The sequence below is a fragment of the Streptococcus mitis genome (assembly GCF_002096925.1).
In the GTDB taxonomy this organism is placed as follows: Bacteria; Bacillota; Bacilli; order Lactobacillales; family Streptococcaceae; genus Streptococcus; species Streptococcus mitis_AF.
The window spans coordinates 1-13,662 of sequence record NZ_NCVN01000024.1; the positions used below are offsets into that span (position 1 = coordinate 1).

Sequence of the window (13,662 nt, forward strand, 5' to 3'; positions counted from 1 at the left end):
ATAAAGGCTTGTTTGGGTTACAAGAGATGTAATCTGAGAGGGAAGCGTCAAGTGAGAATTGACATGGGATTGATACTTATGGCCAATAACCTCCTAAAATACAATAAGAGAACGACTCAAAATTAAAAAGCTAGAGTTCCGCTATTGGAAATCTCTAGCTTCTTTGTGGCTGAGAACTATTTTGTCTCAGGTTATGGTAATTTGGGTTTATAGCCCTGGGACAAACTACCCGTTAGACGGGTGGTCATGATTGATAGATATAGTTTTTCTTTTTGAAATGGAATTTTTTTACAAAAAATATTGGTTATTTTGTTTATTTATGCTATAATAGGAACAATTATTTTTAGGAGGTGCAGTATGTCTTATTTGTTTGAGATATTACCGAGTTTATTGAGCGGTGCAAGCATGACTTTGCAGGTTTTTGCACTGGTCTTGATTTTTTCTATTCCCTTGGGCGTTTTGATTGCCTTTGCCTTGCAAGTCCATTGGAATCTCCTCCATCATCTGATTAATATTTATATTTGGATTATGCGAGGCACACCCTTGCTCTTGCAATTAATCTTTATCTATTATGTGCTGCCAAGTATTGGGATTCGTTTGGACCGTCTTCCTGCGGCTATCATTGCCTTTGTGTTGAATTATGCGGCTTACTTTGCTGAAATCTTTCGTGGGGGAATTGATACCATTCCTAAAGGTCAATATGAGGCTGCTAAGGTCTTGAAGTTCAGTCCTTTTGCCACAGTACGCTATATTATCTTGCCCCAAGTGACCAAGATTGTTCTTCCGAGTGTCTTTAATGAAGTCATGAGTTTGGTCAAGGATACCTCTCTGGTCTATGCTCTGGGTATTTCTGACCTTATCTTGGCTAGTCGCACAGCTGCAAACCGTGATGCTAGTCTGGTTCCAATGTTTTTGGCAGGAGTCATTTACTTGATTTTGATTGGTATTGTGACCATTCTTGCCAAAAAAGTTGAGAAGAAGTACAGTTACTATAGATAGGAGGCTGCCATGTTAGAATTACGAAATATCAATAAAGGCTTTGGTGAAAAGCAAATTTTATCTAATTTCAGTCTAAAAATTCCTGAAAAGCAAATCCTGGCTATCGTAGGACCTTCTGGTGGAGGTAAGACAACCCTCTTACGTATGCTTGCAGGTCTGGAAACCATTGATTCAGGCCAAATCTTTTATAATGGAGAACCTTTAGAACTGGATGAACTGGAGAAGCGGAATCTACTGGGATTTGTATTTCAAGATTTTCAACTGTTCTCTCATTTATCCGTTCTAGACAATTTGACCTTATCTCCTGTAAAAACCATGGGAATGAAGCAGGATGAGGCTGAGCAGAAGGCGCGAGGTCTTTTGGAACAATTAGGACTGGCAGGACATGCAGATGCCTATCCATTTTCACTATCAGGTGGACAAAAGCAGCGGGTGGCCTTGGCGCGTGCTATGATGATTGACCCAGAAATCATTGGCTACGATGAACCAACTTCGGCCCTAGATCCAGAATTACGCTTGGAAGTGGAAAAACTAATCTTGCAAAATAGGGAACTTGGGATGACGCAGATTGTGGTTACCCACGATTTACAATTCGCTGAAAATATCGCAGATCAGATTCTCAAGGTTGAGCCCAAGTAGGAGGTGCCAATGACTAATAAGAAAATTGCTTTAGTATTGGTTTCTATCCTGACTCTCTTTTTAACGGCTTGTACTCAGAAGGCTAGCGATCCAAAGCAGGATAACTGGGATAAATATCAAGAGCAGGGGACCATTACTATTGGTTTTGACAATACCTTTGTACCTATGGGATTTGAAGAAAAGAATGGACAGTATACAGGCTTTGATATTGACTTAGCACAAGCTGTCTCAGAAAAATTAGGTTTCAAGATTCAATTTCAGCCAATTGACTGGGATATGAAGGAGACGGAACTGCAAAATGGAACTATTGATGCCATCTGGAATGGCTATTCTGCCACTGATGAACGCCGAGAGAAGGTTGCCTTTAGCATTCCTTATATGGAAAATCAGCAAGTTCTGGTTGCGAAGAAAGGCCAGCAAATTCGTTCAGTAGAGGATATGAAGGATAAGACCTTGGGAGCCCAAGCCGGTTCCTCTGGTTATTTAGACTTTGAAGCCCAGCCAGATTTATTGAAAAATCGTGTCAAAGACCAGAAGGCCAATCAATACCAGAGTTTTAATGAGGCTTTGATCGATTTGAAGAATGACCGTATTGATGCCTTGTTGATTGACCGAGTGTATGCCAATTATTATCTTCAGTCTGAAGGAATATTAAATGACTATAATGTCTTTTCAGCTGGATTTGAGAGTGAATCTTTTGCTGTAGGTGTCAGACCTGCTGACAAAAGATTACTGCAAGCTTTAAATCAATCCTTTGTTGAACTACATCAAGAAGGGAAGTTCCAGGAAATCAGCCAAAAATGGTTTGGAGAAGATGTAGCAACCAAAGAAGTGAAAAGTAGAGATTGAGTTTTTACTCAGTCTTTTTTTGCATCAAAAAATCCTCTGGCAAGTACCAGAGGATAAGTGATTATTTCATTGTTGGGAAGAGCAATACGTCACGGATAGTAGTTGTATCAGTGAGGAGCATGCAGAGACGGTCGATACCGATTCCCAAACCACCTGTTGGTGGCATACCGTATTCAAGGGCCTCAATGTAGTCGTAGTCGATGCCTGTCGCTTCATCGTCACCAAGTTCTTTTGCTTTGGCTTGGGCTTCGAAACGGCTAAGTTGGTCGATTGGGTCGTTGAGCTCAGTAAAGGCATTACCGTACTCCTTAGTCATGATGAAGAGCTCGAAACGGTCAGTAAAGCGTTCGTCTTCAGGATTCTTCTTAGCAAGTGGAGATACAGCTACTGGATGTCCATAGACAAAGGTTGGTTGGATTAAGGTTTCTTCAACAAACTCTTCAAAGAAGGCATTGATGATGTGACCAACTTCAGTGTAGTGTTTCTCAACAGGAACTTTCTTCTCAGCAGCGATAGCTTTAGCTTCTTCCAAAGTCATGTCTTGCCAGAAATCTACCCCAGTAATTTCTTTGATAGCATCCACCATGTGAACACGTTTAAATGGTTCGTTGATCTTGATTTCAGTACCTTGATAGTCGACTGGACCATCACCTTTGACTGATTTAGCAGCGTGTTGGATAATACCTTCGGTCAAGTCCATGATGTCTTGGAAGTCTGCATAAGCTTGGTAAACTTCGATAGAAGTAAATTCAGGGTTATGAGTAGCATCCATTCCTTCGTTACGGAAGATACGGCCAATTTCATAGACGCGTTCCATACCACCGACGATAAGGCGTTTCAAGTGAAGCTCAGTCGCGATACGAAGTACCATGTCAATGTTTTGGGCATTGTGGTGGGTGATAAATGGACGGGCAGCAGCACCACCAGCCTCGTTGTGAAGAACAGGTGTTTCCACTTCAAGGAAACCTTTTTGATCAAGGTAACGACGAATTTCAGAGATGATTTTTGAACGAGTGACAAAGCGTTCAAAGCTTTCGCGATTAGAAATTAAGTCTAGGTAACGTTTCCGGTAAATTGTTTCAACGTCTGTCAAACCGTGGAATTTCTCAGGAAGTGGGCGAAGTGCTTTAGACAAGTGAGTGATGTGAGTAGCTTTGATAGAGAGTTCTCCCATATCTGTACGCATCACTTCACCTTCGACACCAAGGAAGTCACCAAGGTCTGCTTTTTTGAAGATTTCGTAGTTTTCTTCACCGACAGCATCCTTACGAACGTAGATTTGAATCTGCCCTTCGCGGTCTTGAAGGTGGGCAAAACCTACTTTACCTTTACCACGTTTGGTTACCAAGCGTCCTGCGATAGTAGCTGTTTCGTTTTTATCATGTAATTGTTCTTTATCGAGGTCAGCAAATTTATCTTTTAATTCTTGTGAATTTGCAGTGCGTTCAAAGCGTTTTCCGAAAGGATCGATTCCTTGTTCACGGAGTGCAGCCATTTTTTCACGGCGAACGATCTGCTGGTCATTTAGTTCTTCCATATGTTCTGTTGACATGGGATCCTCCTAGTTTTACTCAAAATTGAATACGATGAGTCATTTTTGCGATACTCCCATTTTATCATAAATAAGCAAGAAATTCACGGATAATCTTTCAAAACTAAAAAGAACTTGACGCTAAAATCAAGTTCTGTTATTGATAGGAAGTATCATTCCAAGTATCGAGAGTAAATGTTTCAAAATCATGGGTTTCTAGAATGGTCAGGCTGGCATTTGCTAGACCGCCATCTTTACGAAGAAGTGGTTCTTTATAACCTAGAAGAGTACGAAGACTGGCAGTAAGATTGGCACCGTGACCGACAATTAGAATACGCTCAGCTGGACTATCTTTTAATGATTTGATAAATTGGATAGTTCGTTGTGTTGTGCTATAGAGGGATTCGGCTCCAAACATTTGAGTGTCAAATTGAGCAAGATTAGATCGGAAAGCTTTGATTTGTTGCGGGTAAATAGATTCCAAGGTTGCAATTTTCAAACCTTCCAACTTCCCCAGCTGCCATTCACGGAGATTAGGGACACTTTCTAAAGGACAGGGTGTCTTGAGTTGACTTTGGATAATATCAGCAGATTTGACCGCTCGAGGTAAATCACTTGAATAAATCTGATTAAAAGGAATTTCCTTGAGATACTGGCCAAGTCGTTTTAGGGTGTCAATGGATTCAGGAAGAAGGGGAGAATCTCCACTAGCACCTTGAAAGCGACCTTCCTGATTCCAGATGGTACGGCCGTGGCGGACAAAGTAGAGTTTCATTCTTGGCTGCCCTCCAAGATATCTGCAAAGTCAGCTTTTACAAAGCTAGCCAAGTCTTGTGGTGCGACGATAATGCTGTGACCAACTTCGCCTGCAGAGACAATCATTTGATCCAAGTCTAGAGCGATCTTATCGATAAAAATGGGATAATTGTGTTTCTGACGAATTCCGACGGGATTATTGGCTCCATGAATATAACCTGTTGTTTTTTCCAAGTCCTTTTGTGGAATCATGCTCACTTTTTTATTGCCAGAAATTTTAGCTAGTTTCTTTTCAGATAAGTGTTGAGTGATGGGAACAATTCCGATAATCGGTCCGGTCTTATCTCCTAAAAGAGCTAAGGTTTTGAAAATCTGATCTCGTTCATAAGCTTGAGGCAGTTCTCCTTCCAGGGCATTGATTTGAATCCCTTGATGTGAGATACCTGCTTTAGACAGGATTTGTTCCACCAATGTTTTTTTGATTTTAACTTTTTTTGCCATTATTTATACTTATCCTCCAATTGGCTCATCCAAATACCAAGCCAGATTCCCAAGGCAAAGAAGAAGGCGATGATGACATAACCAACAAGAGAAAGGCCTGTGTATTGGATGCTTTCAGCGTTTCCTGCATTTGGAATCAAGATCAAAAGGGTACTAGAAAGGACGATACCGATGATGAAATGATAGACGCGTGAGTGGTAGTTATTTAAGGCATAATCCATCAATTTTGAAAAAATGATGAGAGTTGCGCCTGCTCCGATTCCAATCGGGAAGAAGGTTCCCAAGAGGTCAAAGGTTTTAAAACCTGTTAGCATAGGAGCATAGAGGCCCAAAATCAAAAGTAGATTTGATGGACTAAGGCCAGGAACTAATATGCCAAGAGCCAGCAGTGCACCAGCTAGGACAAAATTAAGAAAGCTAGCACTTAGGGTTCCAACAACAAAATTTAAGGCATAGAGTCCTAATCCAGAAATGATAAAGGTTGCCCAGAACCAAGCTAGATCAATCTTGTCTCGATCAGATTCTCTAGTTGATTCTTTGAGGAGGCTAGGAACAGTACCGATAATGGCACCTGCAAAGCTCCATAAGACAAAGACCTGATAATTTTCAAGCAGGTATTCAATCGGGTAAGAAAATAAGCCGATTCCCAGAAGCATACCGAAGGCAACTGGAATAAAATACAAAACATTTTCTTTAAAGTCCTTAAAGGGATGGGCCAGAAAGCCAATCATTCGTTCATAAATTCCTAAGATTGCTGCTAGAACCCCTCCGGAAATTCCCGGTAAGATAAATCCAAGAGCAATGACAATCCCTTTAATAACACGTGCTAACCATGAGAGCATATTGTTCCTCCAACTATTTCTATTTCAAAAAATCCTTACTATATTGTATCACAATCAAACACAAAAAGAAAAAGCAAATGATAAACAAATGCTTTTAAGGTTTTAAAAAGATTTTTCTAAAGGTTTCTTCTTTGTTTTTTAAGGAAGAAATGACGTTGATGTCCAAATCGTGGTCAAAGCCAGCAATTTTTCCTTTAGATGTGTATTGGTGGATGTCGTAATCTAAATCAGTTTTTGGAGTTGCCTCGTAAAATCCTGAGTCAGAACCATAGGAAGGAATCCAAACAGAGGTAAACTTGTCTGTATCAATACTGTGTTCTTCCATGAAGTAGACCCCGACGTAGATTCCGATATTTTTAGCACCTAGTGATTCTAGTTTTGCTCGAAAGGCTTCAACACCTTCGTTCATATTGGACATGGTTTTATCTTCCACGTCTAGCCAATAGTAACTAGGGCTGTATGGCGATGAAGCGTTATAAAAAACTTCAGCAGCCTTTTCCATTTCTTGGACACTTTTTCCAGCTACAAAGGCATAGACACCAACTGGGACATTTCGTTTTTGAAACTCGGTAATATGGGTTTTAAAGGCCTTATCTACCCCATTAACAAAGGAAGCATCGTTTTCTTTTAAAGACTGAGCGCCACTATGTACACGAACGATAGCTCCAGAAATGTTTTGGGACAGAGTATCGTAATTTATTTCCTCAGGACGTTGCCAACCAGAAACATCAATTACCGGTTTATCTATATTGTGTAGCGCTTGCGTTTCTACTTGCGCGATATTTGACTTTGTTTTTACAGGATGGTCCTCAAAACGAGGGCGATTCAGGATTAAAATGAAAATCATAATCCCAAAAAAACCAAATAAAATAAGCGGATTAATTTTCTTTCTCATATCTCATAATTTTACCTTAAAAATGAAAAAAAATCAAAAAAAATACTCAAAAAATGGGTTAAGAAAGGACTTTAGAGCATTTTTTCATTCAAGGGCGCGGAATGATTTGAAATATGGTATAATAAAAGGGAATTTCTAGAGAAAAGAGAAGATTATGTCAAATTATGCCATTATTTTAGCAGCGGGTAAAGGGACTCGCATGAAATCTGATTTGCCAAAAGTGTTGCACAAGGTTGCGGGTATTTCTATGCTGGAACATGTTTTCCGTAGTGTGGGAGCTATCCAACCTGAAAAGACAGTAACAGTTGTGGGACACAAGGCAGAATTGGTTGAGCAGGTCTTGGCTGGACAGACAGAATTTGTGACTCAATCTGAACAGTTAGGAACTGGTCATGCAGTTATGATGACTGAGCCTATTTTAGAAGGTTTGTCAGGGCATACCTTGGTTATCGCAGGAGATACTCCTTTAATCACAGGTGAAAGCTTGAAAAATTTGATTGATTTCCATATCAATCATAAAAATGTGGCGACTATCTTGACTGCTGAAACGGATAATCCTTTTGGCTATGGACGAATTGTGCGTAATGACAATGCTGAAGTTCTTCGCATTGTTGAGCAGAAGGATGCTACAGATTTTGAAAAACAAATCAAGGAAATCAACACTGGAACTTACGTCTTTGATAACGAGCGTTTGTTTGAGGCTTTGAAAAATATCAATACCAATAACGCTCAAGGCGAATACTATATTACAGATGTCATTGGCATTTTCCGTGAAGCTGGTGAAAAAGTTGGCGCTTATACTTTGAAAGATTTTGATGAAAGTCTTGGGGTAAATGACCGTGTGGCTCTTGCGACTGCTGAGTCGGTTATGCGTCGCCGCATCAATCACCAACACATGGTCAACGGTGTTAGCTTTGTCAACCCAGAAGCAACTTATATCGATATTGATGTTGAGATTGCTCCTGAAGTTCAAATTGAAGCCAATGTTACCTTGAAAGGGCAAACGAAAATTGGTGCTGAGACTGTTTTGACAAATGGTACTTATGTAGTGGACAGCACTATTGGAGCAGGAGCTGTCATTACCAATTCTATGATTGAGGAAAGCAGTGTTGCAGACGGTGTAACAGTCGGTCCTTACGCCCACATTCGTCCAGGTTCAAGTCTGGGTGCCCAAGTTCATATTGGTAACTTTGTTGAGGTGAAAGGTTCTTCTATCGGCGAGAATACTAAGGCTGGTCATTTGACTTATATCGGAAACTGTGAAGTGGGTAGCCATGTTAACTTTGGTGCTGGAACCATTACAGTCAACTATGACGGCAAAAACAAATACAAGACAGTCATCGGTAACAATGTCTTTGTTGGTTCAAACTCAACCATTATTGCGCCAGTAGAACTTGGTGACAATTCCCTCGTTGGTGCTGGCTCAACGATTACCAAAGACGTTCCAGCAGATGCGATTGCCATTGGACGCGGTCGTCAGGTTAACAAAGACGAATATGCAACTCGCCTTCCTCATCATCCTAAGAATCAGTAGGAGTCTGTCATGGAATTTGAAGAAAAAACGCTTAGCCGAAAAGAAATCTATCAAGGACCAATTTTTAAACTGGTTCAAGATCAGGTTGAATTACCAGAAGGTAAGGGAATTGCCCAACGTGATTTGATTTTCCACAATGGGGCTGTCTGTGTTTTAGCAGTAACGGATGAACAAAAACTCATCTTGGTCAAGCAGTACCGCAAAGCTATCGAGGCTGTCTCTTACGAAATTCCAGCCGGAAAGTTGGAAGTAGGAGAAAACACAGACCCTGTCGCAGCAGCACTTCGTGAATTAGAGGAAGAAACAGCCTATACAGGGAAATTAGAACTCTTGTACGATTTTTACTCAGCCATTGGCTTTTGTAATGAAAAATTAAAACTATACCTAGCTAGCGGTTTGACAAAGGTAGAAAATCCGCGCCCGCAGGATGAAGATGAAACCTTAGAAGTCCTTGAAGTGAACTTAGAAGAAGCCAAGGAATTAATCCAATCAGGTCATATATGTGATGCCAAGACAATTATGGCTATTCAGTATTGGGAATTGAACAAAAAATAGAGGAGGTCAGTATGGGTAAACCTTTATTAACGGATGAAATGATTGAAAGAGCTAATAGAGGCGAAAAAATTTCGGGTCCCCCTTTGCTAGATGATGAGGAGACAAAAATTTTACCAACCTCTTCTTCCCGTTTTGGTTATGCCAATCCTAAGGATCATGGTTTTAGCCAGGAAACTTTGAAGATTCAGGTCGAACCGTCTATTCATAAAAGCCGTCGCATTGAAAATACCAAGAGAAATGTCTTCAATTCTAAGTTGAATAAAATCTTATTCGCTGTCATCTTTCTCTTGATTTTGCTTGTCTTAGCAATGAAACTTTTGTAATAGAAAAGGAATTGAAATGAAAATAGGAATTATTGCGGCTATGCCAGAAGAACTGGCGTATCTGGTCCAGCATTTAGACAATGCCCAGGAGCAAGTTGTTTTAGGGAATACCTATCACACAGGAACCATTGCCTCTCATGAAGTCGTTCTTGTAGAAAGTGGAATCGGTAAGGTCATGTCTGCTATGAGTGTGGCGATTTTGGCTGATCATTTCCAAGTGGATGCTTTGATTAACACGGGATCTGCTGGAGCAGTAGCAGAGGGTATTGCTGTTGGAGATGTTGTGATTGCTGATAAATTAGTCTATCATGACGTGGATGTTACAGCTTTTGGCTATGCATATGGACAAATGGCGCAACAACCGCTTTATTTCGAATCAGATAAAACCTTTGTTGCCAAAATTCAAGAGAGTCTATCTCAATTGGACCAGAACTGGCATCTTGGTTTGATTGCTACAGGAGATAGTTTTGTTGCAGGAAATGACAAGATAGAAGCGATTAAGTCCCATTTCCCAGAAGTTTTAGCAGTCGAGATGGAGGGGGCAGCTATTGCTCAGGCAGCGCATGCTCTTAATCTTCCAGTCTTAGTCATCCGAGCTATGAGTGATAATGCCAACCATGAAGCAAACATCTCTTTTGATGAGTTTATTATCGAAGCTGGACGTCGCTCTGCCCAAGTCTTGTTAGCCTTTTTGAAGGCTTTAGATTAAGCGGAAATTTGACAGTTTATCTAGCTTATGATAAGATTTAAATAAAGAAAAGCTAGAAAACGTTTCAGAGGATATTATGAGTATTGAAATGACCGTCAGTGAGATTGCAGAGGTTTTAGGATTATCTCGTCAAGCAATCAATAACCGTGTCAAAGAATTACCAGAAGAAGACACAGATAAAAATGACAAAGGGGTAACAGTCGTTACCAGAAGTGGCTTGATTAAGCTAGAAGAAATCTATAAAAAAACGATTTTTGAAGATGAGCCTGTCAGTGAAGATGTCAAGCAACGTGAACTGATGGAGATTCTGGTTGATGAGAAGAATGCAGAAATTCTTCGTCTTTATGAACAATTAAAAGCCAAGGATCGTCAGTTGTCAGAAAAAGACGAGCAGATGCGTATCAAGGACCGTCAGATTGCTGAGAAAGACAAACAACTCGATCAGCAGCAACAATTGACCCTTCAAGCCATGAAGGATCAAGAAAATCTTAAGCTAGAGCTGGACCAAGCAAAAGAAGAAGTCCAATCAACTAAGAAAGGCTTTTTTGCTCGTTTATTTGGAGGATAATCAAGGAGCTGTTTAGGTTAAATGCTAACCTGATGGCTTCTTTTATTTCTAAATAGTATAGTTGCTCAAGTAAAATAACCGTATGGGAGAAGTATAGAATGGAACGATTAGAAGATTACATTGCTTTCGATTTAGAATTTAATCAGCATGAAGGGCAAACATACTTGATTCAAGTATCGGCAGTGCGTTTTAGAGATGGTCAGGAAATCGATGCCTATGATTCCTATGTTCATACCAGTGTGCCTCTAAAAAGTTTTATCAATGGTTTGACTGGGATTACAGCCGAGACCTTAAAAGATGCTCCTCTAGTGGAGGAAGTCATAAAAGAATTCCAAGAGTTTGTGGGTGCTTTGCCGATGGTTGGATACAATGCTGCTAAAAGTGATTTGCCTATTCTAGCAGAGCATGGTTTAGATTATAGCCAACAGTATAAGGTGGATCTATATGATGAAGCCTTTGAACGTCGTAGTTCAGATTTACATGGCATTGCCAATCTCAAATTGCAAACTGTTGCCTCATTTCTTGGATTTCAAGGTCAGTCTCATAATAGTCTAGAGGATGCACGTATGACAGCGCGTGTTTACGAGTCCTTTCTAGAGTCAGACCAAGCTAGAGAATTGTTAGGGGCAGAAAGTAGCCTCTCGAATAATCCTTTTGGAGGCTTGGACTTGTCTCAATTATTTGATTAGGAGTGCCTATGAAACCTGAAAAACCTAAAAATCTAGGTTTTAAGCAGATATACTTTAATCTAGATAAAATACTCTTTCTCTTTTTCTTGACTTTCATGATGATTGAGTTTGTCTGGTTACCGTCAAATTCTTGGATTGCTGGACTTTTGCTCCGTCAGACAGGTTATCTCTTTCTATCCTACAACAATATTTTTGCCATTATAAAGGGTTCTCCCTTTGTTAGTCTTGCTTTATTTGTTCTGGTAATCGTTAATTTACTGGTCGCCTATTACCAGATAGGACTTCTCTTTATTGGTGCTCGGCATTTATTATGCCATGAAAAAAGGACCTTGCTGGAGTACAGTCGTAAGGTCTTTCGCCAAAGTATCTTGTTTATGAAGCAAGTCACGCTTGCAAAGATAGCCTTTATCTTCTTTTATGTCATGATGCTCTTTCCATTGATTCGAAAGATTTTAAAGATTTACTACCTCAATAAAATTGTCATTCCGGACTTTATCGTTGATTATGTAGAAGACAAGTATTGGCTAGTAGGTATAGTGGTTACTATTCTGGCTTTACTTCTATTTTACATTTCAGTGCGTTTCATGTTTGCCCTACCTCAGCTTTTATTTGAGAAGAAAACAGTCAAAGAAGCAGTCAGATACAGTCTAGAAAAGACAAGAAAGCACTCCTGGTTTTATATTTGGAACTTGCTTTGGATTGTCGTCAAAACCTACCTATTTTTCATTCTTTTATTGATTCCAATCTTGGCAAGTCAGGTACTAATGGATGGTTTGACCCATAAGGAATCTCTTGTGCTGGGAATTATCAACTTTGTTTTAATCAAGAATTTCCACTATATGGCCTTGACTTACTTTCTCATTAAGTTTGTTTCCTTCTTAACAGGAGAAGAACTAGAAATCACACCAAGGAGAAAGAAAGACCACTGGATGAGATGGGGAGTGATGGGCTGTGCTTGTATCTTTTTCGCTCTTGAGGGTTATGTTTATTTAGAAGCTCCGGTTGCTAATAAACCTTTGATTATCTCTCACAGGGGAGTATCTAATAAGAATGGTGTCCAAAATACTGTCCAATCTCTAGAAAGGACAGCCCAACTAGGTCCAGATTTCGTTGAGACAGATGTTCAGGAAACCAAAGATGGCCAGTTTGTCATGATGCATGATGCCAATATCAAAAATTTAACAGGTGTTAATGCCAATCCTCAGGATCTCACTTTGGAAGAATTAACCAAACTTGATATTTCAGAAAATGGCTATCATAGCAAGGTGTCTAGTTTTGATGACTATCTCAATAAAGCCAATGAATTGCATCAAAAACTCCTTATTGAAATTAAAACCAGTCGAAAAGATAGTCCAAATATGATGAAACGCTTTATGGAAAAATATGGAACTGTTCTTAAGCAGAATGGTCACCAAATGCAATCCTTGGACTACCATGTGATTGACCAGGTTTTAGCCTACGATACTCAAATGCCAGTCTTTTTAATCCTACCTTATAATAGTATTTTTCCAAGAACCAAGGCTACAGGTTACACCATGGAGTATTCAACCTTGGATGAAAATTTTGTCAACAAGCTTTGGAATACCGATCAGAAATTGTACGTGTGGACCATCAATAGTTCAGAGTCCTTTGATAAATCTGTTCATTTGGGTGCAGACGGCATGATAACGGATGACTTGGAAATGATTCAAGAGCAAGTTACCATTGCCCAAGAAGACCCAGAGTATACTGAATTGCTTTTCAAACAGGCCATGGAATTCTTTAATTTTTAGTAAAAAAAAAGAGTCTGGGACAATAGTCTCTTATCTCCAAAAAAAGCAACGGATTTGCCGTTGCTTTTTTGCATGGTTACGATAGTCTTGGTAAAATAGAATTGCTTAATAAACCATTTAGAAAGGCTATCCCATGCATATTCACTACAACACAAATCAAACAACTTTACCACTAGAAATCAGTTCTTTCTTTCCACAGGACCATCTCGTCTTTACTATTGAAAAAGTGATGAATACCTTGGAAGATTGTCACTTCCACGCCTTCTATCATGCCTTTGCTCGTCCGTCTTATCACCCTAAAATGCTTATAGCTACTCTTCTATTTGCCTATTCACAAGGGATTTTCTCTGGACGAAAAATTGAAAAAATGATGATTGAAAATCTCGCTATGCAATACCTAACAGGACCGTTGATTGTCAGCTATCGCACCATCAATCGTTTTCGAGTCGCTGAAGGGATGGAAGAACTCATACGTAATCTTTTCATGGACCTCAATCTTC

General features: G+C 39.8%; 16 protein-coding genes. 11 read left to right on the forward strand and 5 right to left on the reverse strand.

Annotated elements, in window-relative coordinates; translation table 11 throughout:
- The first annotated feature begins 357 nt into the window (after positions 1-357).
- Genes B7692_RS05590 through B7692_RS05600 form a run of 3 tightly spaced genes read left to right on the forward strand, consistent with a single transcriptional unit; the run spans position 358 to position 2,487 of the window.
- The gene (locus tag B7692_RS05590; protein ID WP_084930163.1) at positions 358-999 is read left to right on the forward strand and encodes an amino acid ABC transporter permease; all 642 of its coding nucleotides are present in this window, start codon (positions 358-360) and stop codon (positions 997-999) included.
- A gap of 9 nt (positions 1,000-1,008) precedes the next feature.
- Complete coding sequence (locus B7692_RS05595; protein WP_084930164.1) at positions 1,009-1,638, forward strand: amino acid ABC transporter ATP-binding protein; 630 nt, start codon at positions 1,009-1,011, stop codon at positions 1,636-1,638.
- Between the two features lie 9 nt (positions 1,639-1,647).
- Positions 1,648-2,487 carry an amino acid ABC transporter substrate-binding protein gene (locus tag B7692_RS05600; RefSeq protein WP_084930165.1) on the forward strand — a complete coding sequence of 280 codons (840 nt, stop codon included), beginning with the start codon at positions 1,648-1,650 and terminating at the stop codon, positions 2,485-2,487.
- Positions 2,488-2,548: 61 nt separating this feature from the next.
- Here the strand turns inward: B7692_RS05600 and lysS are convergent, their stop codons facing one another.
- The 5 genes from lysS to B7692_RS05625 all read right to left on the reverse strand — a co-directional run bounded on the left by lysS (position 2,549) and on the right by B7692_RS05625 (position 7,012).
- Positions 2,549-4,039, reverse strand: a complete 1,491-nt coding sequence (gene lysS / locus B7692_RS05605; protein WP_084930166.1) for a lysine--tRNA ligase — start codon at positions 4,037-4,039, stop codon at positions 2,549-2,551.
- 136 nt (positions 4,040-4,175) lie between these two features.
- A complete protein-coding gene (locus B7692_RS05610; protein ID WP_084930167.1) occupies positions 4,176-4,793 on the reverse strand; it encodes a histidine phosphatase family protein in 618 nt (205 codons plus the stop codon).
- Positions 4,790-5,275: an aminoacyl-tRNA deacylase gene (locus tag B7692_RS05615; protein WP_084930168.1), complete on the reverse strand. Its 486-nt coding sequence runs from the start codon at positions 5,273-5,275 to the stop codon at positions 4,790-4,792. Before B7692_RS05615 ends, B7692_RS05610 begins: the two co-directional genes overlap by 4 nt.
- Complete coding sequence (locus B7692_RS05620; RefSeq protein ID WP_049544044.1) at positions 5,275-6,117, reverse strand: DUF368 domain-containing protein; 843 nt, start codon at positions 6,115-6,117, stop codon at positions 5,275-5,277. The genes B7692_RS05615 and B7692_RS05620 overlap by 1 nt, the downstream gene beginning before the upstream one ends.
- Before the next feature lie 94 nt (positions 6,118-6,211).
- Positions 6,212-7,012, reverse strand: a complete 801-nt coding sequence (locus B7692_RS05625; RefSeq protein WP_049544045.1) for a glycoside hydrolase family 25 protein — start codon at positions 7,010-7,012, stop codon at positions 6,212-6,214.
- 154 nt (positions 7,013-7,166) lie between these two features.
- On the opposite strand from B7692_RS05625, the gene glmU reads away from it, so the two are divergent.
- The 8 genes from glmU to B7692_RS05665 form a co-directional block, all read left to right on the forward strand.
- A complete protein-coding gene (gene glmU / locus B7692_RS05630) occupies positions 7,167-8,546 on the forward strand; it encodes a bifunctional UDP-N-acetylglucosamine diphosphorylase/glucosamine-1-phosphate N-acetyltransferase GlmU (protein WP_084930169.1) in 1,380 nt (459 codons plus the stop codon).
- A gap of 9 nt (positions 8,547-8,555) precedes the next feature.
- On the forward strand, positions 8,556-9,101 hold the full coding sequence (locus tag B7692_RS05635; protein ID WP_084930170.1) for an NUDIX hydrolase: 546 nt from the start codon (positions 8,556-8,558) through the stop codon (positions 9,099-9,101).
- A gap of 11 nt (positions 9,102-9,112) precedes the next feature.
- A complete protein-coding gene (gene macP / locus B7692_RS05640; protein WP_000517861.1) occupies positions 9,113-9,424 on the forward strand; it encodes a cell wall synthase accessory phosphoprotein MacP in 312 nt (103 codons plus the stop codon).
- A gap of 16 nt (positions 9,425-9,440) precedes the next feature.
- Positions 9,441-10,133 carry a 5'-methylthioadenosine/adenosylhomocysteine nucleosidase gene (locus B7692_RS05645; RefSeq protein ID WP_000689781.1) on the forward strand — a complete coding sequence of 231 codons (693 nt, stop codon included), beginning with the start codon at positions 9,441-9,443 and terminating at the stop codon, positions 10,131-10,133.
- 76 nt (positions 10,134-10,209) lie between these two features.
- On the forward strand, positions 10,210-10,701 hold the full coding sequence (gene rocS, locus B7692_RS05650; protein ID WP_000021242.1) for a chromosome segregation protein RocS: 492 nt from the start codon (positions 10,210-10,212) through the stop codon (positions 10,699-10,701).
- Between the two features lie 98 nt (positions 10,702-10,799).
- Positions 10,800-11,390, forward strand: coding sequence for a 3'-5' exonuclease (locus tag B7692_RS05655; protein WP_084930171.1), 591 nt, complete (start codon positions 10,800-10,802; stop codon positions 11,388-11,390).
- Between the two features lie 8 nt (positions 11,391-11,398).
- Entirely contained in the window at positions 11,399-13,162 is a 1,764-nt protein-coding gene (locus B7692_RS05660) for a glycerophosphoryl diester phosphodiesterase membrane domain-containing protein (RefSeq protein WP_142360028.1), read from the forward strand.
- A gap of 133 nt (positions 13,163-13,295) precedes the next feature.
- Positions 13,296-13,662: transposase (locus tag B7692_RS05665; protein WP_142360029.1), on the forward strand; the 367-nt coding region annotated here is incomplete at its 3' end.

Excerpts from the sequence above, each read along its gene's own strand:
- B7692_RS05590 (WP_084930163.1), top strand. The coding sequence starts at position 358 with ATGTCTTATTTGTTTGAGATATTACCGAGTTTATTGAGCGGTGCAAGC.
- B7692_RS05595 (WP_084930164.1), top strand. The coding sequence starts at position 1,009 with ATGTTAGAATTACGAAATATCAATAAAGGCTTTGGTGAAAAGCAAATT.
- B7692_RS05600 (WP_084930165.1), top strand. The coding sequence starts at position 1,648 with ATGACTAATAAGAAAATTGCTTTAGTATTGGTTTCTATCCTGACTCTC.
- lysS (WP_084930166.1), bottom strand. The coding sequence starts at position 4,039 with ATGTCAACAGAACATATGGAAGAACTAAATGACCAGCAGATCGTTCGC.
- B7692_RS05610 (WP_084930167.1), bottom strand. The coding sequence starts at position 4,793 with ATGAAACTCTACTTTGTCCGCCACGGCCGTACCATCTGGAATCAGGAA.
- B7692_RS05615 (WP_084930168.1), bottom strand. The coding sequence starts at position 5,275 with ATGGCAAAAAAAGTTAAAATCAAAAAAACATTGGTGGAACAAATCCTG.
- B7692_RS05620 (WP_049544044.1), bottom strand. The coding sequence starts at position 6,117 with ATGCTCTCATGGTTAGCACGTGTTATTAAAGGGATTGTCATTGCTCTT.
- B7692_RS05625 (WP_049544045.1), bottom strand. The coding sequence starts at position 7,012 with ATGAGAAAGAAAATTAATCCGCTTATTTTATTTGGTTTTTTTGGGATT.
- glmU (WP_084930169.1), top strand. The coding sequence starts at position 7,167 with ATGTCAAATTATGCCATTATTTTAGCAGCGGGTAAAGGGACTCGCATG.
- B7692_RS05635 (WP_084930170.1), top strand. The coding sequence starts at position 8,556 with ATGGAATTTGAAGAAAAAACGCTTAGCCGAAAAGAAATCTATCAAGGA.
- macP (WP_000517861.1), top strand. The coding sequence starts at position 9,113 with ATGGGTAAACCTTTATTAACGGATGAAATGATTGAAAGAGCTAATAGA.
- B7692_RS05645 (WP_000689781.1), top strand. The coding sequence starts at position 9,441 with ATGAAAATAGGAATTATTGCGGCTATGCCAGAAGAACTGGCGTATCTG.
- rocS (WP_000021242.1), top strand. The coding sequence starts at position 10,210 with ATGAGTATTGAAATGACCGTCAGTGAGATTGCAGAGGTTTTAGGATTA.
- B7692_RS05655 (WP_084930171.1), top strand. The coding sequence starts at position 10,800 with ATGGAACGATTAGAAGATTACATTGCTTTCGATTTAGAATTTAATCAG.
- B7692_RS05660 (WP_142360028.1), top strand. The coding sequence starts at position 11,399 with ATGAAACCTGAAAAACCTAAAAATCTAGGTTTTAAGCAGATATACTTT.